The sequence below is a fragment of the Burkholderia sp. Ac-20392 genome (genome assembly GCF_017104585.1).
In the GTDB taxonomy this organism is placed as follows: Bacteria; Pseudomonadota; Gammaproteobacteria; order Burkholderiales; family Burkholderiaceae; genus Burkholderia; species Burkholderia lata.
Map to the genome: position 1 here is coordinate 1 of NZ_JAAGPB010000127.1, position 19,598 is coordinate 19,598.

The 19,598-nt window shown below is 66.7% G+C and carries 15 protein-coding genes; 1 reads left to right on the forward strand and 14 read right to left on the reverse strand.

Annotated elements, in window-relative coordinates; translation table 11 throughout:
* Nucleotides 1–153: 153 nt before the first annotated feature.
* The 10 genes from G3N99_RS16245 to G3N99_RS16290 form a co-directional block, all read right to left on the reverse strand.
* Complete coding sequence (locus tag G3N99_RS16245; protein ID WP_174938700.1) at nucleotides 154–1,320, reverse strand: glycosyltransferase family 4 protein; 1,167 nt, start codon at nucleotides 1,318–1,320, stop codon at nucleotides 154–156.
* Nucleotides 1,320–2,504, reverse strand: coding sequence for a glycosyltransferase family 4 protein (locus G3N99_RS16250; RefSeq protein ID WP_206122901.1), 1,185 nt, complete (start codon nucleotides 2,502–2,504; stop codon nucleotides 1,320–1,322). Before G3N99_RS16250 ends, G3N99_RS16245 begins: the two co-directional genes overlap by 1 nt.
* Nucleotides 2,501–3,967: a glucose-6-phosphate isomerase gene (locus G3N99_RS16255; RefSeq protein WP_174938704.1), complete on the reverse strand. Its 1,467-nt coding sequence runs from the start codon at nucleotides 3,965–3,967 to the stop codon at nucleotides 2,501–2,503. The genes G3N99_RS16250 and G3N99_RS16255 overlap by 4 nt, the downstream gene beginning before the upstream one ends.
* 10 nt (nucleotides 3,968–3,977) lie before the next feature.
* A complete protein-coding gene (locus tag G3N99_RS16260; protein WP_174938706.1) occupies nucleotides 3,978–5,114 on the reverse strand; it encodes a glycosyltransferase family 4 protein in 1,137 nt (378 codons plus the stop codon).
* A gap of 49 nt (nucleotides 5,115–5,163) precedes the next feature.
* On the reverse strand, nucleotides 5,164–6,123 hold the full coding sequence (locus G3N99_RS16265) for a glycosyltransferase family 2 protein (protein ID WP_174944579.1): 960 nt from the start codon (nucleotides 6,121–6,123) through the stop codon (nucleotides 5,164–5,166).
* A gap of 64 nt (nucleotides 6,124–6,187) precedes the next feature.
* Entirely contained in the window at nucleotides 6,188–8,413 is a 2,226-nt protein-coding gene (locus G3N99_RS16270) for a polysaccharide biosynthesis tyrosine autokinase (RefSeq protein ID WP_174938710.1), read from the reverse strand.
* A 50-nt stretch (nucleotides 8,414–8,463) separates the two neighbouring features.
* Complete coding sequence (locus tag G3N99_RS16275; RefSeq protein WP_174938989.1) at nucleotides 8,464–9,642, reverse strand: polysaccharide biosynthesis/export family protein; 1,179 nt, start codon at nucleotides 9,640–9,642, stop codon at nucleotides 8,464–8,466.
* Complete coding sequence (locus tag G3N99_RS16280) at nucleotides 9,636–10,079, reverse strand: low molecular weight protein-tyrosine-phosphatase (RefSeq protein ID WP_069251044.1); 444 nt, start codon at nucleotides 10,077–10,079, stop codon at nucleotides 9,636–9,638. The genes G3N99_RS16275 and G3N99_RS16280 overlap by 7 nt, the downstream gene beginning before the upstream one ends.
* A 30-nt stretch (nucleotides 10,080–10,109) precedes the next feature.
* Entirely contained in the window at nucleotides 10,110–11,522 is a 1,413-nt protein-coding gene (locus G3N99_RS16285) for a UDP-glucose/GDP-mannose dehydrogenase family protein (protein WP_174944583.1), read from the reverse strand.
* A gap of 73 nt (nucleotides 11,523–11,595) precedes the next feature.
* The gene (locus G3N99_RS16290; protein ID WP_174938714.1) at nucleotides 11,596–12,969 is read right to left on the reverse strand and encodes an undecaprenyl-phosphate glucose phosphotransferase; all 1,374 of its coding nucleotides are present in this window, start codon (nucleotides 12,967–12,969) and stop codon (nucleotides 11,596–11,598) included.
* 428 nt (nucleotides 12,970–13,397) lie between these two features.
* Here G3N99_RS16290 and G3N99_RS16295 point away from each other — a divergent pair, with 428 nt between their 5' ends.
* On the forward strand, nucleotides 13,398–14,924 hold the full coding sequence (locus tag G3N99_RS16295) for a mannose-1-phosphate guanylyltransferase/mannose-6-phosphate isomerase (RefSeq protein WP_206122902.1): 1,527 nt from the start codon (nucleotides 13,398–13,400) through the stop codon (nucleotides 14,922–14,924).
* A 122-nt stretch (nucleotides 14,925–15,046) separates the two neighbouring features.
* Here G3N99_RS16295 and G3N99_RS16300 read toward each other — a convergent pair whose 3' ends face one another.
* The 4 genes from G3N99_RS16300 to G3N99_RS16315 form a co-directional block, all read right to left on the reverse strand.
* On the reverse strand, nucleotides 15,047–15,988 hold the full coding sequence (locus G3N99_RS16300; protein WP_174938991.1) for a transposase: 942 nt from the start codon (nucleotides 15,986–15,988) through the stop codon (nucleotides 15,047–15,049).
* Between the two features lie 723 nt (nucleotides 15,989–16,711).
* Nucleotides 16,712–17,293 (reverse strand): DUF3501 family protein, encoded by a 582-nt coding sequence (locus tag G3N99_RS16305; RefSeq protein ID WP_206122903.1) that lies wholly within the window; start codon nucleotides 17,291–17,293, stop codon nucleotides 16,712–16,714.
* A gap of 31 nt (nucleotides 17,294–17,324) precedes the next feature.
* Nucleotides 17,325–18,662, reverse strand: coding sequence for a heterodisulfide reductase-related iron-sulfur binding cluster (locus G3N99_RS16310; RefSeq protein WP_206122904.1), 1,338 nt, complete (start codon nucleotides 18,660–18,662; stop codon nucleotides 17,325–17,327).
* Nucleotides 18,663–18,785: 123 nt separating this feature from the next.
* Entirely contained in the window at nucleotides 18,786–19,208 is a 423-nt protein-coding gene (locus G3N99_RS16315) for a ferritin family protein (RefSeq protein ID WP_011355874.1), read from the reverse strand.
* Nucleotides 19,209–19,598 lie beyond the last annotated feature (390 nt).

Sequence of the window (19,598 nt, forward strand, 5' to 3'; positions counted from 1 at the left end):
TCGCGACGCTCAGGCGCGCGTGACGCGTGCCTGAGCCGCGTATCGGATGGAGAAGGCCGGCCCGCCCTCTACGGGCGGCCGGTACGCGAACCGGCCACGCACGCGTGCCGGTTCGACTGTCGGTTCGGCGCGCAGGTTGCGCGCCGCGGGCGCTCAACCTGCCGCCTGGATCGCCTCCTCGTACACGCCGGCAACGCGCCGCGCGATCACCGTGTTGTCGAAATGATCACGTGCATAGCGCTTGCATGCGGCCTCGTCAGGCAGCGTGATCGCGCCCGACAGCGCACCACCGAGCCCTTCCGCGATCGCGTCCGCGCCCGTGGACGGCAGCACGAGATCGTCGGACAGCCCGGCAACCGCCTCCGGCAGCCCGCCGACCGGCGTGACCAGCACGGGCGTGCCGGACGCGAGCGATTCGACGGTGATCAGCCCGAAGCCTTCGAGCGCGACCGTCGGCACGACGCTGACGGTCGCCGCACGGTACAGCGCCGCGAGATGGTTGTCGGGCACGAAGCCGAGCAGCTTCACGTTGTCCTGCAGCCCGGCCTCGTCGATGCGCTGCTGCAGTTCCTCGCCGATCTTGCCCTTGCCGGCGATCAGCAGCAGCACGTCCGGGTGACGGTGCTTGAGGAGGCCGATCGCATCGATCAGGTCCTCCAGCCCCATGCGCCGCACGAGCCGGCGCACGGCCAGCACGATCGGCCGGTCCTGCGGCAGTTGCAGCTTGTGCCTTGCCTCGGCCGGTGTGAGCGGCGTATCGAACTGCGCGGTATCGACGCAGCCGGGAATCACGCGCACGCGCGACGGATCGATCCCGTAGCGGTTCGTCAGGATCTGGCCGAACGCCTGCGACAGCACGATCAACCGCGACGAGCGCGTATAGACGGCCTGTTCGAGATAGCGCTTCGCGCGCTGGCCGAGCGACGCGGCGCCCTCGACCTGGCTTTCGTCGGCCCACGGCCCCTGGAAGTGCGACACCTGCGGAATCCCGCGCGTGACGTCGAGGCCCGGGAACGTGTACAGCGCGAAGTGCGACGAGATCACGTCCGGCCGCTCGCTGCGGATCTCCTCGCGCAGCGCACGCCGCGCGGCGAGCATCCGGCGCGCGAGCGACTCCGATGCGGGGCCGAAGCCCTGGATCGCACCGTCCGTGTCGTCGGCAACCTTCGGCGAGCCGGCAACGAGCCCGCGCACCTCGACGCCCGCGCCCGGCAGCGCGCCGACGAGCGAGTAGTACATCCGGTCGAGGCCGCCCGCGCGTTCGGGGAACCAGTGCATGCCGATTTGCAACGATTTGATCGGCCGGGAAGATTGGGACATCACGTTTGCTCCTGCGTGACTGCATGCTCGGCCCGCTCGAAAGCGGACGGCTGCGTGGGTTGGCCGATGCGCCGGTAGAGCGCGACATACTGGGCGCCCATGTGCGCCCAGCCGAAACGGGTCATCAGTTCGCGGGCGGCTTCGCCCATCGCGCGACAGGTGTCGCGCGACGCCGCGAGCGAGCCGATCGCCTGCGCGAGCGCCGCCGGATCGTCCGGATCCTCCAGCACGATCCCGCATTCGCGCGTGATGATTTCCGCGCCGCCCGCCGTGCGCGCGGTGACGACCGGCAGCCCGGCCGCCATCGCCTCGAGCAGCGACAGGCTCATCGCTTCGTAGCGCGACGGAAACACGTAGGCGTCGACCGAGCGCATCAGCGTCGGCATGTTTTTCACGAGACCGAGGAAATGCACGCGCGAATCGATGCCGAGCGCACGCGCCTCCTCCGGATACGGGCTGCCGGGAAGATAGCCGGCCACCGCCAGATGCACGTTCGCCGGCAGCTTCGTCAGCGCCTTCAGCACGGTGCCGAGGTTCTTGCGCGGCGTGCGCAGGTCGCCGACGAACAGCAGCAGGAATGCATCGTCCGGCAGCTTGAACGCCGCGCGGTCGGCCTGTGCGCCCGCGAACGCGCTGGCATCGACGCCGTTGTAGATCACGCTGATCTTGCGGCTGTCGATGCCGAGCCCGGCGATCTCGTCGGCCACCTTCTGCGAGACGGCCGTGATCGCGCGCGACCGCTTGTACGCCCAGCGTTCGAGCGTGGTGTTCACGCGCGTATAGACGTACTGATAAGCCGACCACAGCCCCTTCGTCGGCCCGAACGGATAGTACGGACTCTTGAACCAGCCGCCATGCACGAAGTGCGCGGTATTCACGTCGGCCTTGATCCACGAAATGAAGCCGTTCACGTGCAACACGTCGTATTCGCTGCGGTGCGCGCGCAGCCAGGCCGCGCTCTTCAGCGCGAACACCTGCTGCTTGACGAGGTTCGACGGCCAGAAGCCGCCGACCTTCACCGGCACCCAGCGCACGCGCGGGTTGGCCAGCAGCTCGGGCGCGACGTGCGACGCGACCAGCGTGACCTCGTAGTTCTCGGCCAGCGCCGCGCGCGCGATTTCGTAATTGACGCGGCCCTGCCCGTCGTTATGTCGCACGACGTGCGTGACGATCGCGATTCTCAATGGTCGCCTCCCCGTAAACGCGCGGCGGCCAGCAGGCGTTGTGCCTTTTGCCAGTGCGCCGCGGAAAGAATCGAAAAAATGGCTGTGAACATCAGCAGGCCGCCCGTGCCGATCAGCGAGTTCGTGAACACGAGCATCGCGAAGGTCGACAGGCACAGGCTCAGGCACGCGCCGACGAATTTGTCCTTGCGCAGCTTGAACGCCGCGCGCAGCGTGCGGCCGAACAGCATCACGACGCCCGCGAGATACAGCAGCGTGCCGGGCCAGCCGAGCACGAACGGCACGTTCATCACGCCGCTGTCGAAGCTGCCGTACTTGCCGAGCTCGCCGCTGTCGCTCGACAGCTTCGTGGATGCACCCGTCGCGCCCATCCCTTCGCCGGCGACGTCGGTGAACGCCGTCTGCGCGAAGGTGGCGTAGAACTTGTTGCGGTCGTCGTAGCTACGGTCGTCCTTCAGGTTCGTGATCGACTGCAGACGCGCGCCGAGCCGATCGGCCACCGGCCCGACGGTCAGCAGCGGCACGCACAGCCCGACCAGCACAACACCGCTGATCAGGATCCGCATCCGCACACGGTTGTTCGACTGCGCGAGCTGGATCGCGAGCGCGATCACCCAGCCGCCCCACGTCGAGCGCACGAGACACAGCGCGAACGATACGAAGCCGGCCGCGCCGGCGAACCAGCGGATCTTCTGCGGCGCCGCGAGCACGAACACCAGCGCGCCCATCATCGCGAACGCGAACGGCCCCGACGAGTTCATCGTGCTGAACACGCGCACGCCGTACGGCACCGGCTCGCCCTGCGAGCCCATGTCGGAACCGATCATCCACAGCACGTCCCACTGCGGCATCACGAAGTACTGCACGACGCCGTACACGCCCATCACGAGCATGCCCCACATGAACGTCGACAACAGCACGTCGCGGTACTCGGGGTAGTCGCGCGCGTTGACCATGATGTGAAAGCCGATCAGCACCGGATACACCCAGTTCGCCAGATCGTAGGTCGCGGCCATCACGCCGCTCGACACGATCCCGACGAGGTACGCATAGGCGAGCCCGAACAGCATCAGCAGGATCGGGATCCCGCGCCGCTGCGCGAGCACGCGGTAATGCCGGATCAGCCCGAGGCCGGCGATCATCGTCACCGCGAGCGGCGCGACCTGGATCAGGCTCGTCGGCGTGAACGCGCCCTTCGACCAGTCGGCGAGACGCCGCACTTCCGGGCTCAGGAACCAGACCCACCACATGAAGCCGACATAGCGCGCCGGACTCTTGAAATACAGCCAGATGCCGACCGCGATGGCCAGCACCGGAAACGCGAGCGTCAGCACCTTGCCCTGGTGAATGGCGATCAGCGCGGCTGTGAACGTCCACAGCCCGGCCTGCCCGACCCAGTGCTTCGGCTCGGGAAGCCAGTTGCGTTTGCGCGACGGTGCGCGTTCGGCGGTAATCGTACTCATCGATCCGCTCTCACCGCGACGACGGGCGCGAATCCGCGAGCGGCATCGCCAGGCCCGCGGCTGCCGGCGTCCGGCGCCGGCGCAGCATGTCGCGCGTGATCCGCACGTGCTGCTCGGCGAACGCCTGCGTGGTCAGGTCACGATCGCGCAGGCACGCGGCGGCGGCCCGCGCGCAGCCCAGCGCGGCGACCGGATCGGCGACGAAGCGATCGGCGGCCTGACGCATCGCCTGTGCGTCGAACGCCGGTACATAGGCGGCCGTATCGTGCGGAAAGTAGTCGCTGAGCCCGCCGACATCCGACACGATCATCGGCTTGCCGACGGCGGCCGCTTCGAGCATCACCGTGATGCCCGACGCATGGAAGTTCGGCCGCAGCGGCACGACGATCACGTCGGCCCACGCGTACAGCTCGTGCTGCTTCGCGAGCCCCGATGCCGAGCCGATCTTCACGTTCGGCGCATGCCACTCGCGCGGCACGCGGCGGCGCGTCGCGAGCCGCACGTCGTAGCGCTCGTCGCCGCCGAACGCGGCGAGGAACGTGCGCCAGTCGCGGTCGCGGTCGTTGCCGATCGCCGCGATCCGCAACGGCCGGTTCGGTTGCCATTGCTGCGGCTCGGTGATCGGGAAATCCTGCGTGTTCAGCCCGTAGTAGACGAACTCGGCGTCGCGCCCGAGATAACGGCGGCACAGGTCGGCGTTGTCGCGGGCCAGCGTGGTCAGCGCGTCGGCGCGCGCGATCAGCTTGCGGTACAGCCAGCGGCGCGGGCCGCCGAAGCTGCCCCACTTGTCGAACAGCCACACGCTCTGCGCGAGCAGCAGCGGGCGCTTGCCCTGTGCACCGGCGAGCTTCAGGATCAGCGAGGCCGCAAGATGCTCCTGCTCCGTGTGCGTCCAGATCACGTCGGTGTTCAGCAGCGCGGCACGGTTGCGCCACGCATGCACGACGTCGAAGCCGAGCGCCGCCTTCAGCGCGCGGCGCGCGAGGCTGGCGACGCGGCTCTCGCCGCCGTCCTGCGAATAGGTCAGCCGGAATTCGTCGGATTCGGCGTGGTGATAGCCGTACAGGCAGCCGATGTTCTCGCCTTTCCGGTAGGTACGCGGATCGGCGCCGTAAAACAGGTGAACGTGGACCTTGGTTGCAGTCATTCGAGCCCTCCTCCGGGTTCGGCCGCGCGGCGTTGCGCGCGCAGCGCGTTCAAGACGTCACCGGCGGCATCGCCGCACGATGGGGGGCAAGGTTCGCGCGGCGGGCGTCGCGCGCGCCGCGGCGCACCGCGCGCCAGTGCTCGCGGATCCGCTCGCGCTTCGCCGTATGCAGCGACAGCAGCACGTGCGCGAGGCCCGGGTAGACGCGCGTACCGACCAGCGTCCACCACCACCACGCGATCTCGCGCCGGACCGGCGGCAGATGCTCGCGCAGGATCAGGTGCAGGTTGTACGCGCCGTTGCTGATCGCGTTCAGCGACGCGGCATCGCGCCGGTCGTCGTCGAAGCGCTCGGCCGGAAAATGATCGACCGCGATCGCCGGGTCGTAGACGAGCTTCCAGCCGTCGCGCTGCACGTGCATGCTGAAACCCATGTCGTTGTGCACCTGCGCACCGGCCCCGCGCAGCCGCGTGTCGAAGCGCAGCCGCTCGATCGCGGCGCGGCGGTAGCTCATGTTCGCGCCTTTCAGCATGTCGACTTCGCGCATGCCGCCGACGCCGAGATGATGGTTGCCGACGATCTTGCCGGACAGCGTGAGCTGGCCGACGAGCTCGCGCGATTCGTCGAGCACGCGGCCCTTCTCGTGCACCCAGTCGCGCCCGCCGACCGCGCCCACGCGCGGATCGGCTTCGAACACCGACTCGACGCGCGCGAGCCAGTCGGGATGCGGCGCCGCGTCGTCGTCGGTGATCGCGACGATGTCGCCGTTCGCCGAGTCGAGCCCCTTGTTCAGCGCGGCGACCTGGCCCGGCACGTCGACCGGCACGATGCGCAGCGGCAGCGCGCCGCCGACCGCCGGATCGGCAAGCCGTTCGTGCGTGGCGTCATCCTCCGGGCGCGCGACGACGATCACCTCGTCGGGCAGCCGATGCTGCCGCTGCAGCGCCAGCAGGCAGCGCGCGAGGTCGGCGGGACGCCGATAGGTCGGAACGAGCACGGAAATTTTCATCGTTGGTTCTCCTGTCGGCCGGGCGGGCAACACACGCTGCCCGCCCGGTTACGTGCGATGCGGATCAGGCGCTCAGGTATTCGTGCACGGCCGCATAGCCGCGGCCGTAGCCGCGCGCCTTCGGCGGCACGCCGTTGAAGATCCCGCCTTCCAGATCGACGCCCGCGGTGCGCAGGCGCTTGATCGCGTCGGCGATCTCGCCTTCGGTATGCATGCCCGAGCGCAGCACGAGGAACGTCGAGCCGGCCATGCGGCCGATGATGGTTGCGTCGGTCACCGCCAGCACCGGCGGCGAATCGATCAGCACGACGTCGTAGCGCTTGCCGAGCCCTTCCAGGTATTGCGGCAGGCGCGTCGACATCAGCAGTTCCGACGGGTTCGGCGGGCGCGTACCGGCCGAGATGAACGACAGGCCCTGCACCGGCGTCTCGCGCACCGCGTCCTCGAGCGCCGACTGGTCGCTCAGCAGCTCGGACAGGCCCGGCTGCGACGTGAGGCCGAAGTAGCGATCGAGCAGGCCGCGGCGCATGTCGGCGTCGATCAGCAGCACGCGCTTGCCCGAATGCGCGAGCAGCACCGCGAGGTTGACCGTCAGGAAGCTCTTGCCGATGCCGGGCGTCGGGCCCGTCAGCACGATCACGCGGTTCTTCGCATCCATCATCGCGAACTGCATCGCGGTGCGCAGGCTGCGCAGGCTCTCGACGCTGAGATCCTTCGGACGCAGGCTCGCAAGAATCGGCCGCGCACGGCTGCCGCCCTTCTCGGCCTGCGCGTCGAGCTTCACCTGCTCGGCGCTTTGCGGCACCAGCCCGTACAGCGGCAGGTTGAACGCGCGCTCGATGCGGTCGGGATCCTCGATGCCCTGGAACATGTTGCGGCGCAGGAACACGACGCCCGTGCCGAGGATCAGCCCGAGGAACACCGCGGCCGACAGGATCAGCACCTTCTTCGGCTTGACCGGATCGCCCGGACGCAGCGCCGAATCGATGAGGTGGATGTTGCCGCCCGTGCCGGCCTTCTGCACCGACAGCTCCTGCACGCGGTTCAGCAGCAGCACGTAGATGTCTTCGGCAACCTTCGCGTCACGCTGCAACTGGACGGCCTTCACTTCGGTGGCCGGCAGGCTGCGGAAGCGGTTGCTGAACTTGTCCTTCTCGCCCTGCAGCTCCGCGAGCTGCTGCTTCGCGGCGATCACCATCGGGTGCGAATCGGTGAAGCGCTGCGCGAGCGACGCAAGCTGCAGGCGTTGCGCGGCGATCTGCTGCTCGTACTGCACGCTGCCCTCGAGGTAGACCTTCGCCTCGTCGCTCGCATTGATCGAGCCCGACGTGCGCTGGTACTGCGTCAGCGCGGCTTCCGCGCGTTCGAGGTCGGCCTTCAGGCGCGGCTCCTCGCCCTTCAGGAAGTCGAGCATCTTGGTCGCTTCGGCCTGCTTCGCGACCACGTGTTGGTTCAGGTACGACTGGGCGAGCGCGTTCGCGATCGCGGCGGTCTGGTCCGGGTCCTTGCCTTCGAGCGAGATCTGCACGACGCCCGTCTGCTTGCCCTGCTCGGTCACCTGGATGCCGGTCTGGAAGCCGCTGATCGCGTCGAGATCGTTGTAGCGGACCACCGTGAACTGCGTGCCGGGGCGCGCGACGAGCTTCGACACGAGCAGCGTCACGCCGCCGCCCTGCGCCGATTCGCCGACATGGCCCGACAGCAGCCGCATGCCGTTCTGGTCGACGATCGAATAGGTGCCGTTCGGGCCGGCCGTCAGCGTCAGCTTCTTGCCTTCGAGCGCGGGCACGACGTTGATCGAATCGACGTCGGCGACTTCGCCGCCCCAGGCATACGACTTCAGGCCGAGCCACGGCCGCGCCGGTTCGCCCGGCGACGCGATGCGCGCGGCGAGGCTGCCGATCACCGGCAGCGTCTTCGGCACGACCGAGAAGTTCAGCTTGAACTGCTCGACCACCGGCGCGACCACGCCGCGGCTCTTGATGATCTCGATTTCCGCATCGGTCGGCGCCTGCTGCGGGCCGCTGTTGATCATCGCGCCCGTCTGCGTCTGCGTGAGCGCCTGCGACGTGTTGTCGTTGCCCTCGACCCGCACGTGCACGTCGGCCTGGTAGACCGGCTTCGCGATGTAGCAGTAGAGGCCGGCGAGCGCCACGACCGTGACCGCGATGCCGAGCAGCAGCCAGATGTCGTCCATGATCACCTGGAGCAACTGGCCGAGGACGACGTCCTCTTCCTCGGTTTTCGCGGACAGATCCGCGTAGGAGTGTTTCGCTTGCGTGTTCACCATTCGTTCCCGCTTGAGTGGTGCCGGGGCGGAGGCGCCGCCCCGGCGGGCTATCAGCGCGTGATTTGCCGCATGTAGAAGATCGTCTGGATCGTCGGCAGCACCTGCTGCAGCACACGGTTGAACTGCACCGAGCTGGCCGTGCTGACGTAGACGACGTCGAGCGGTTGAAGCGGGAAGCGGCTCGACAGCATCAGCGCATCCGGTTGCGTCATGTCGAGACGGAACACTTCAGGCTTCGTCGGGTTGTCGCGCATCCCGCGCATCACGTAGATCTTGCGCGGGTTCGCGTCGGTGTCGAGGATGCCGCCGCCCGCGGTCAGCGCGTCGGCGATGGTCAGCCTGCCCTTGAGCATCGGCACCGTGACCGGCGTCTTGACCTCGCCCATGATGAACACGCGGCTGTCGCTGCGGTCCGGCACGTTGACGATGTCGCCCGGCTGCAGCATCACGTTCTGCTTCACTTCGCCGCGATCGAGCACGCCGTTCGCGTCGAGCGTGTAGAGCTTGCCGTCGCGCGTCAGGCGCACGCGCTGCAGGTCGGCCTCGTTGGTCGAGCCGCCCGAGCGCGAGATCGCGTCGACGAGCGTCAGCGGCACGTCGCTCACCGCGAGCGGACCCGGCTGCTTCACCTCGCCCGTGACCTGCACCTTCTGGCTGCGGAACGACAGCACGCGCACGTCGAGCTGCGGATTCTTCACGTAGCGCGACAGCGTGGTGGCCATCTGCTCGCGGATCTGCGCGACCGTCTTGCCGGCCACCTTGATGCGGCCGACGAACGGGAAGAAGATCGTGCCGTCGGCGGCCACCGTCTGGCCGTACGGATCGGCCTGGCCCGGCAGCGCGGTCGTATACGGCTGCTGCAGCGCACCCGCGACCGTCTGCGTCGTGTTGCCGCCGCTCGAGAACGACTGGCCCTGCGGCGTCGTCAGCTCGGGGTGGTCCCACACGGTGACGCCGAGGATGTCCTGCGGGCCGACGCGGTACACGTACTCCGACGGATCGGTATAACGTCCGGGCGGCAGCGGATGATCGACCTGCGCTTTCTGCAGCTGGTCCATCACCACTTTGGCGTCGATGTAATGAACCGGATAGGTTTCAGCCGCTTGCTGGCGGCCTTCGTCCTTCAGGTTCGACGAGTCGAGGTAGTTGCCGGGCGCGGTTGCACAGGCTGACAGGAAAGTCGTCAGCGCGACGGCAAGCGCCACCGGGCGCATCGGGCGTTTCAGCATAGTTTCTGTAGCCATCCTTGAACCAGACGTTCGATCAGTGAGTAGCTCTCGCGGTAATCGGCCTCGGGGCCGCCGTGCGGATCGGCAATCTCGGCCCCTTCCCACTTGCCGAGCAGGTGGACCTTGCCGCGCGCGAACGGATCGACCGATTCGACGGCCTTGATCTGTTCACGCTCGCTGACGAGAATCAGGTCGGCGTCGCGCACGATCCGGCGCGACAGCCGCCGCGAGCGATGGGTCGTCGCATCGACGCCCCGCTCGGCGAGCAGCTGACGCATCATCGGATCGATGCCGTCGCCGTCGTTCGCATGCACGCCCGCCGAGTGGAACGTCGGGCGCGGGCCGCCGCGCGACGCGGCGTGCGACTTGAACAGCATTTCCGCTGCCGGGCTGCGGCAGACGTTCGCGTGGCAGACGATCAGGATGTTCCGGAACATGGCGTCTCGTTACGAGTGACGGGAAACGGGTTACGCGCTCGCGGGCGCGGTGCCCGGTACACGGGCGGCGACGGCCTGGCGCGAGCCCGGCCGGCCGATCGGGTGATACTCGATGCCCTGCTCGCTCATCGTCTCCGGCTCGTACAGGTTGCGGCCGTCGAAGATCACCGGCGATTTCCACAAGCGGCCGAGCGCGACGAAGTCGGGGCTCTTGAAGATCTTCCATTCGGTGACGATCACGAGCGCGTCGGCATCGCGGGCGGCCTGCGCCTCGTCGTCGACGAAGCTCAGGCGCTCGAGCCAGCTCGGGTGATCGGCGAGATCCAGCGCGATCACGCGGCGCGCTTCCTGCTGCGCGACCGGGTCGTACGCGGCGATGCGCGCCCCGCGCGACAGCAGCTCGGCGATCAGCTCGCGGCTCGGCGCTTCGCGCATGTCGTCGGTATTCGGCTTGAACGCGAGGCCCCAGATGGCGAACGTGCGGCCGGTCAGGTCCTCGCCGAAGCGCGCGACGATCTTCTCGGCGAGCACGCGCTTTTGCGTGGCGTTGACCGACGACACCGCCTTCAGGATCTGCAGTGCCTGGCCGTGCTCGTCGGCCGTGCGGATCAGCGCCTCGACGTCCTTCGGGAAGCACGAGCCGCCGTAGCCGCAGCCGGCGTACAGGAAGTGATAGCCGATGCGCGGATCGGAGCCGATCCCGCGGCGCACGGCCTCGATGTCCGCGCCGAAGCGGTCGGCGAGGTTCGCCAGCTCGTTCATGAACGAGATGCGGGTCGCGAGCATCGCGTTCGCCGCGTATTTCGTGAATTCGGCCGAGCGCACGTCCATGTACAGCGTGCGTTCGTGGTTGCGGTTGAACGGCGCGTAGAGCTTCTTCATCAGCTCGCGGGCACGCTCGCCCGGCACGTCGTCGTCGCAGCCGATCACGATGCGGTCCGGCCGCGTGAAATCGTCCACCGCCGCGCCTTCCTTCAGGAATTCCGGATTCGACACGACCGAGAACATCTGGTCGCCGCCGCGCTTCGCGAGCTCTTCCGCCACCGCCGCGCGCACGCGCTCGGCCGTACCGACCGGCACCGTCGACTTGTCGACGATCACCTTGAAGCCCGTCATGTAGCGGCCGATGTTGCGTGCGGCCGCGAGCACGTATTGCAGGTCGGCCGAACCGTCCTCGTCGGGCGGCGTGCCGACCGCGATGAACTGCACGTCGCCGTGCGCGACCGCGGCCTCGATATCGGTCGAGAAGCGCAGGCGGCCGGCCGAGCGGTTGCGCGCGATCACTTCCTTGAGGCCCGGTTCGTGGATCGGCACGCCGCCGTTGTTCAGGACGTCGATCTTTGCCTGGTCGACGTCGAGACAGAACACGTCGTGCCCGATGTCGGCGAGACACGCGCCGGTGACAAGACCTACGTAACCGCTGCCGATGATAGTCAGATTCATGATGTGTCGGACCTCTTGACCAATGATTCGAAATTCGTAAAACCGGAATGCCTGCGTGGCGCGATCTCGGTGCTCAGTACGCGTTGCTGCCGGTGAAGCCTTTCCAGAGCGTCAGCACGACGATCTTGATGTCGAGCCAGAACGACCAGTTCTGCATGTAGTACAGATCGAGCTTCACGCGTCCCATCATCTTCTCGATCTGGTCGGTCTCGCCGCGAAAGCCGTTGATCTGCGCCCACCCGGTGATGCCCGGCTTGATCCGGTAGCGGAACATGTAGCCCTTGACCAGATCCTTGTAGATGTCGTCGTGCGCGAGCGCATGCGGACGCGGGCCGACGACCGACATCTCGCCCTTCAGCACGTTGATGAACTGCGGCAGCTCGTCGAGGCTCGTGCGGCGCAGGAACCGGCCGACCGGCGTCACGCGCGAATCGTTCTTCTTCGCCTGCGTGACCTGCCCCGCCACTTCCTGGTGCACCTTCATCGAGCGGAACTTGTAGATCTCGAACTCGTGCCCGTCGATGCCCTTGCGCTTCTGGCGGAAGAACACCGGCCCGCGCGACGTCAGCTTGATCAGGCACGCGATCAGCAGCATCACCGGTGCGAGGCCCGTCAACGCGACCAGCGCAAACGCCCGGTCGAACACGAACTTCGGCAGGATCCGCACGTCGGTGATCGGCGACGCCGCGAGGTTGATCGCCGGCACGCCGAGCACCTCGACCACTTCCTGGTTGAAGAACGACAGCGTGCGCACGTCCGGGATGAAGCGGATATTCACGAAGTCGTGGCGGAACACCGTCACGATCTGGTGAATCCGGCGTTCTTCCGTGATCGGCAGCGTGAGCCACAGCTCGCTGATCGCGCGGCTGCGCACCAGCCAAACCAGCGATTCGAACTGTCGCTCGATGCGCACGTCGTCGAGCGCGACTTCGCCCGGCGCTTCGCTTTCGTCGTACACGCACACCGGGTTGAAACCGGCTTCCGGCCGCGCCCGCATCTGGGCGATCAGCCGCCGCGCCGCCGGCGTCCCGCCGACGATCGCGACCGCCTTCAGGTTGTAGCCGCCGCGGCGCAGTTGGCGCAGCACGACGTGCACGCAGGCCTTCGAACCGACCAGCAGCGCCATCGTCGCGAGCGCCCAGTAACCCAGCCACAGCCGCGACAGGTCGCCCGACTGATGAAAGCTGAAGCTCAGCAGGATGCCCGCGAGCTCGACCACCAGCCACGCGAACGCAACCCGCCCCACCAGCCCGACGAGACGCTTGCCGCGCCACGACTGGTAGATACCGAACGCGGGAAAGCACACGACGACGAGCAGGCAATCGAACAGCATCATCGTGCGCTGCAGGTCGTTGAGCCAGATGCTGCCACCGTGCAGCGCGGCGGCGATCAGCGCCCCCGTCACGACCATCGCGATATCGATGACTCTCGCCAGCACGCTCAACATGTCTGCTTCCTCTTTGAACAGGCGTTTGCCGAACAGCTCCTTGTGCGACCCGTGCCGCACATTCGATTCAAACGTTGCATGACGCTATTGAAGCGACAAGAAAATTCCTCCTCAAGCGCACAAGTATTTCGAAAAATAATCGGAAATTCTTGCCGCGAAGTTTTTGAATTAAATCGGCACGTTTTCCCGAAATGCCCGGAAATCGGGAATTTTTCGGAAGCTTTACGATTTCCGCTCACCCTTTGCTGACGGTCAAGACCAGCCGATTCACCGATTTATTTTTTACTTTTTTATTTGCATCGGATGCTAGCGAGGAAAATTCTTCCTGATGAATGCCTGGCGAATATCAGGCAATGGGCCCGGTTTTATTGTCGATTTACTTCGTGCTACAACGACAGGCATTGACTTCAACCGTGGAGAGTGTCCTCATGAATGCTCCGGCCGTGGCTGCCGAAACGCGCCATTCTTCTTCCGTCACCCCCGCCGCCGGCACGCGGGTCGCCGTGCAACCGGTGATTCTCGCCGGCGGGTCCGGCACGCGCCTGTGGCCGATGTCGCGCGAACGTTTTCCGAAACAGCTGATCGGCCTGCTCGGCGAACATTCGCTGCTGCAGTCGACCGCGCTGCGCCTCGACGGCCTGGCGGCCGATCATCCGCTGAACGACGACGTGCTGATCGTATGCGGCGAGGATCACCGCTTCACCACCGCCGAACAGCTGCGCCTGACCGGCAAATCGGCGTCGATCATGCTCGAGCCGATCGGCCGCGACACCGCGCCGGCGCTGACGCTCGCCGCGTTGCGGCTGGTCGCCGGCGGCAACGATGCGGTGATGACCGTGATGCCGGCCGACCATGCGGTCGCCGACCTGCCGCGCTTCCACGCAGCCGTCGCGGCCGGCGTGCACTGCGCGATGCACGGCAAGATCGCGACGATGGGCATCGTGCCCAAGCATGCGGAAACCGGCTACGGCTACATCCGCGTCGGCGCGCCGCTCGGCGACGCCGCGACGGGCAAACTCGACGTGCGCCGCCTCGACCGTTTCGTCGAGAAACCGCATCTCGAACTCGCTCAGCAGTACGTTGCATCCGGCGAATACTGGTGGAACAGCGGCATCTTCATCGTGCGCGCCTCGGTCTGGCTGAAGGCGATCCGCCAGCTCGAACCGGCGATCTACGCGGCCTGCGAACAGGCCGTCGCCCAGGGCAAGGCCGATGGCGATTTCTTCCGCATCGATCGCGAGGCCTTCGCCGCGTCGCCGTCGAACTCGATCGACTACGCGGTGATGGAGCCGCTCGCGAACCTTCCGCAACTGTGCGAAAGCGTCGTCGTGCCGCTCGACGCGGGCTGGTCGGACGTCGGCTCGTGGGACGCGATCTGGCAGATCTCGCCGAAGGACGAGGCCGACAACGTCGGCCGCGGCCATGTGTTGTTCGAAGGCGCCGAATCGACGTTCGCGCATTCGGAAAGCCGGCTCGTCGCCTGCGTCGGCACGCAGAACCTCGTCGTCGTCGAAACGCCCGACGCCGTGCTCGTCGCGGACAAGTCGCGCGTGCAGGACGTGAAGAAAATCGTCGGGCGCATCAAGGCGCAACGCGGCGCGGAAGCGACCGATCACCGCAAGGTGCATCGCCCGTGGGGCCACTACGACTCGGTCGACATGGGCGAGCGCTTCCAGGTGAAGCGCATCGTCGTGAAGCCGGGCGCGCAACTGTCGCTGCAGATGCACCACCACCGCGCCGAACACTGGATCGTCGTGCGCGGCACCGCGCGCATCACGCGCGGCGACGAAACCTTCCTGCTGTCCGAAAACGAATCGACGTACATCCCGCTCGGCGTGTCGCACCGCCTGGAGAACCCGGGCAAGATGCCGCTCGAGCTGATCGAAGTACAGTCGGGCGCGTATCTCGGCGAGGACGACATCGTCCGCTTCGACGATACCTACGGCCGGCGGTAACGCACGTGCACATGGGGCGCCGCTTCGACAGCGGCGCCCCAGGCAAGGCAAGCATGGAAAGACGGGACTTCCGCGCGGGCGTCGTGGCACACGACGGCCCGCGCGTTTCGGCGGGCCGGCGATCAGCCGACGCGGTACACGTACTCGCGGCGCTCCGGCTGCACCGGATCGTTGCGGCTTTCGGACAGCGCGCTCGCATGACGCTCGGCGATGAAGCGCTGGATGTCCGACTCGGCACGCGCGAGCGCGGACAGGCCGGCCAGCACCTCGCCTTGCGGCTCGCGCGCCGGTTCGTCGCTCGCGCCATGGCGATCGATCCACTGGCGCGCCCAGTCGAGCGCGAACTGTTCGGCTTCCTCCGCATCGGTGAAGCGCGGGCCGATCAGGCCCGAGCGCTCGACGCGCCGGTCGTCCTGCGAAATCTCGGCCCACGCGCGATACATCAGGTTCTGCACGGGCTGCGCGATGCCGCAGATCGTATAGCCGCGATATCCGTCGACTTGCGGTTCGGCCGCGGCGAAGCTCGCCGACGACGCATGCGCATGGCGCAGCTCGGTCGACGGCGCACCGGGCACCGCGAACGACACGGCCGACGGATCGACCACTTCGTCGACCGGCATCGCGCTCAACGACGCGCCCTCGCCCTCCCAAACGTTTGCCTGAGCGACCGGCAATTGCCACGATTCGGGGTTTTGCCAGAACACGCCGCGCAAGCGATCGTTGTCGGGCACGGGCTCGGCACGACGCGCGGGCACGACCGGCACCGGCGGCGGCGGAATATACGCGAACGTGCGCCCGCTGAACTGGGTCAGCACGTCGATCATCTGCAGCAGCGTGCCGGATGCCAGCCACTCCTCGTAACGGCGACGGCACGTCGGCCCGGACGGATAACGACCGGGCAGCTTCGACCAGGCTTCACCGGTCGTCAGGATCCAGAGCACCGCGTTGGCAACGACGCGCGGTTCGGCTCGTGGACGCCCACGACGGTTCAGCCGGATGGGTTCATCGGCGATCAGCGTTGAAAGACGAAACCACTCTTCATCGTTAAGCTCATCGAAGAACATAGTAGATCTCTCCACGCAGCCAGGCCGGGGCTGCGATTGGCGGCGCCGTCGCGACACATCGCGTCGCGGGGCGGCCAGGTTGCACATTATGGTTATCCGGTGTTGTGCATGCCGGTGCAGCACCGCACTTTCACGGTGCCGCCATTCCCGGCAATGACGCACAAATCACGGTCTCACTCCAATGTGGGAATTTTTGTGCACGAAGCATACCATCCCTAGGGTTTATCTCAATATGACAATGACTTAATGTTACGCACTGAAACAACCTGCCATGGATGCGTAATGTATTTACGCTTGAATTTTTTTGCGAGATCTTTATGCCCGCTGCTGCAAAGCCCCGCCTGGCGGGGCTCCGCAGCGTATGAAGAATACCTTTTTATGGGCATTTTCGGGCCGCTCCGACCCTTGCCGGCAACAATCCCGCGCATTGCTTCCCGACATCGGTAAATCAGGGAAAAAAGCGTAACAAGATATTCACGAATCGGTAAATCATTCAAATTCCGCCGATTTTAATTATCCCCGTGCACAATCTTTTTATTGTTTCTCTGCGAGTGATGAAAGCACGGTGACGCGCGATGCACATTTTTCGCCACGCGCAAACTCGTGACGCCTGTTACATCTTCGCGGCGGCAGGCGAGCGATCGCGCCGCATCGGGAACGGAAATCCCGTTTCGGGTCGGAACTGAAAAAGCAAACCGGTGGGCAGGACGCGCAGCGGACGCGTCAGCGCAGATCGCCGGCCAGCGAGGCGGTCACGTCCGCATCCACGCGCTGCGGCGGCATCGTGTAGGCCGGGTGATCGCAGCCGATCGACAGTGCCGCCCCGCTCTTGAGCGCCGCCCGCATCGGCGCATCGAGCTCGAAGCGCACGAAGTGCACGGCCGACGTCTTCTCGGCGGTGTCGCGGTCGAGATCCTCGTCGGCGATCGCGTAGACGTTCGCATGCCCGTCGACCTGCAGGTACACGCGATCCTCGACACCGATCAGCCGCGCGAGCGCCGCACGCCGCTCGATCTCGTGCTCATACTCGATCTGCATCGTCGCCTTCAGGTTCGTGCCGTCGGGCACGAGCGGCAAATACGCGTCCAGCTCGCCTTCGATGCCGGCCTGGTCGAAGATCTTCTCGATGTGCAGCATCTCCTGGATCTGATAGCGGATCGTCGTTTCGTCCTCGAACAGGAAGCGCAGGTGATTGCCGAGCGCCACCGCGCGGCGGCGCTTGTACGCAACGAGCCGCGCGTGTTCGGCCTTGCGGATCTTCGCGTACGCTTCAAGCGTCAGCAGGGAGTCGCGGGTCAACGTCATGGGAGGTCCTCGTGGGTCGGCCGGCGGCGGCTCAGATGCCGTACGCGCGGCGCAGCAGCGTGAGCGGATGCGCGAGCGGCGCGGACGGCAGCCCCTTGTCGTCGATGCCCTGCACGATGTGATGGCCGGCCAGCGCGCAGTCCGACGACACGAAATCCGGCTGCGGCTCGGCCATCGCCTTAAACACGGGCCCGCCGATCCGCATCGCGTCCGCGTGAAACTCCTTCTTCACGCCGAACGTGCCCGCATGGCCCGAGCAGCGCTCGACGACATTCACGCGCGTATCGGGCACGAGCGACAGTGCGTCGGCCGTCTTGCGGCCGATGTTCTGCACGCGCGCGTGGCACGGCACGTGATACGACACGGTGCCGAGGCCCATCTTGAAATCGGTCTTCAGCAGTCCGTCGCGATGCCGCGCGATCACGTATTCGAACGGATCCCAGAATGCTTCGGCCACCGCGCGCACCGCTTCGTCGCCGGGGAACATCAGCGGCAGCTCGCTCTTGTACATCAGCACGCAGCTCGGGATCGCGCCGATCAGCGCATAGCCTTCGCGTGCATAGCGTTCGAGCACGGGCAGGTTCACGTCCTTCTTCGCGGCCACGCCGGCGAGATTGCCCTGCTCGAGCAGCGGCATCCCGCAGCAGGCTTCGCGCGTGACGAGCTCGTACGGGATGTCGTTGTGCGCGAGGATCGCGAGCAGGTCATGGCCGATGCCGGGCTCGTTGAAATTCACGTAGCAGGTTGCGTAGATCGCGACCTTGCCGGGCGTGCGTTCGCCGTCGCGCACCGGCAAGCCGTCCGAGGGCCTCGCCGTGCGCCGGAACTTGCGCGGCGCGAATTCCGGCAGCCAGGCGTTGCGATCGACGCCGAGCGTCGCCTCGAGTGCATGGCGCGCGGGCGGCGTGCAGTTCACCGCGTTCACCGCCTGCGTGACGATCGGAATGCCGGCGAAGTGGCCGAGCGCGTCGGTGTTCGACAGCACCTTGTCGCGCAGCGTCGCTTCGCCGCGCTTGTAGCGCGCGGCCTTGCCGCGCAGCATCAGGTGTGGAAAGTCGACGTTCCATGCATGCGGCGGCACGTACGGACACTTCGTCATGTAGCAGAGGTCGCACAGGTAGCACTGGTCGACGACCTTGCCGAACGCTTCCTTCGGCACCTCCTCGATATCGCCCATCGGCGTGTCGTCGACCAGATCGAACAGCGTCGGAAACGCGCCGCACAACGACACGCAGCGCCGGCATCCGGCGCAGATGTCGAACACGCGCGTCATTTCCGCATCGATCGCGGCCTGGTCGTAGAACGCGTCGGACTGCCAGTCGAGCGGATGCCGGGTCGGGGCTTCGAGACTGCCTTCCTTGTGGGGCATGGGGCGCTCCATCCAGCGTGGCGCGCATGCGCGCCAGCGCCGCCCGCGCGATGCGGGCAGCGATGAACGAACAGCCGGCCGCTTGCCGGTCGCACGGCCTGCCGTGCGGCCCGCGGCGGCCCGTCAGTCGACGAGACTGTCCAGCGCCTTCGTATAGCGGTTCGCGTGGCTGCGTTCAGCCTTCGCGAGCGTCTCGAACCAGTTCGCGATTTCGTCGAAGCCCTCGTCGCGCGCTGCCTTCGCCATGCCCGGATACATGTCGGTGTATTCGTGCGTTTCGCCGGCGATCGCCGATTCGAGATTCTGCCGCGATGAACCGAACGGCAAGCCCGTCGCCGGATCGCCGACGGCTTCCAGGTATTCGAGATGGCCGTGCGCATGGCCGGTTTCGCCCTCGGCGGTCGAGCGGAACAGCGCGGCGACGTCGTTCTGGCCTTCGACGTCAGCCTTCGAAGCGAAATACAGATAACGCCGGTTCGCCTGCGATTCGCCCGCGAATGCGGCCTTCAGGTTCTCTTCGGTTTTGCTGCCCTTGAGTTGAGCCATTTGCGCCTCCGTTCGAGTCGGCGCGGCCGCGTGCCAAGCCGGGCCGATCAGGTATGTGGGGAACGATGCGTGTGCCGGGCGCGCGCATCGTGACCTTCAATCTAGGCGCTCGCGTTCGCATCCCCCAATAGGCTTTTTCAATCCGGGCGATAGTGCTTGGCGGGATGTGGGGCGCGGTGGCGCGGTGCCGGGCACGCACCGCGCTTGGTGCTTGGTGCTGGGTGCTGGGTGCTGGGTGCTGGGTGCTGGGTGCTGGGTGCTGGGTGCTGGGTGCTGGGTGCTGGGTGCTGGGTGCTGGGTGCTGGGTGCTGGGTGTTCGGTGTTCGGTGTTCGGTGTTCGGTGTTCGGTGTTCGGTGTTCGGTGTTCGGTGCTCGGTGCTCGGTGCTCGG

What these genes read in the sequence shown, in the direction of transcription:
- G3N99_RS16270 (WP_174938710.1), bottom strand. Translation starts at nt 8,413, where the DNA reads ATGGTGAACACGCAAGCGAAACACTCCTACGCGGATCTGTCCGCGAAA.
- G3N99_RS16300 (WP_174938991.1), bottom strand. Translation starts at nt 15,988, where the DNA reads ATGTTCTTCGATGAGCTTAACGATGAAGAGTGGTTTCGTCTTTCAACG.
- G3N99_RS16285 (WP_174944583.1), bottom strand. Translation starts at nt 11,522, where the DNA reads ATGAATCTGACTATCATCGGCAGCGGTTACGTAGGTCTTGTCACCGGC.
- G3N99_RS16305 (WP_206122903.1), bottom strand. Translation starts at nt 17,293, where the DNA reads ATGACGTTGACCCGCGACTCCCTGCTGACGCTTGAAGCGTACGCGAAG.
- G3N99_RS16255 (WP_174938704.1), bottom strand. Translation starts at nt 3,967, where the DNA reads ATGAGTACGATTACCGCCGAACGCGCACCGTCGCGCAAACGCAACTGG.
- G3N99_RS16315 (WP_011355874.1), bottom strand. Translation starts at nt 19,208, where the DNA reads ATGGCTCAACTCAAGGGCAGCAAAACCGAAGAGAACCTGAAGGCCGCA.
- G3N99_RS16310 (WP_206122904.1), bottom strand. Translation starts at nt 18,662, where the DNA reads ATGCCCCACAAGGAAGGCAGTCTCGAAGCCCCGACCCGGCATCCGCTC.
- G3N99_RS16245 (WP_174938700.1), bottom strand. Translation starts at nt 1,320, where the DNA reads ATGTCCCAATCTTCCCGGCCGATCAAATCGTTGCAAATCGGCATGCAC.
- G3N99_RS16290 (WP_174938714.1), bottom strand. Translation starts at nt 12,969, where the DNA reads ATGTTGAGCGTGCTGGCGAGAGTCATCGATATCGCGATGGTCGTGACG.
- G3N99_RS16265 (WP_174944579.1), bottom strand. Translation starts at nt 6,123, where the DNA reads ATGAAAATTTCCGTGCTCGTTCCGACCTATCGGCGTCCCGCCGACCTC.
- G3N99_RS16295 (WP_206122902.1), top strand. Translation starts at nt 13,398, where the DNA reads ATGAATGCTCCGGCCGTGGCTGCCGAAACGCGCCATTCTTCTTCCGTC.
- G3N99_RS16275 (WP_174938989.1), bottom strand. Translation starts at nt 9,642, where the DNA reads ATGCTGAAACGCCCGATGCGCCCGGTGGCGCTTGCCGTCGCGCTGACG.
- G3N99_RS16280 (WP_069251044.1), bottom strand. Translation starts at nt 10,079, where the DNA reads ATGTTCCGGAACATCCTGATCGTCTGCCACGCGAACGTCTGCCGCAGC.
- G3N99_RS16260 (WP_174938706.1), bottom strand. Translation starts at nt 5,114, where the DNA reads ATGACTGCAACCAAGGTCCACGTTCACCTGTTTTACGGCGCCGATCCG.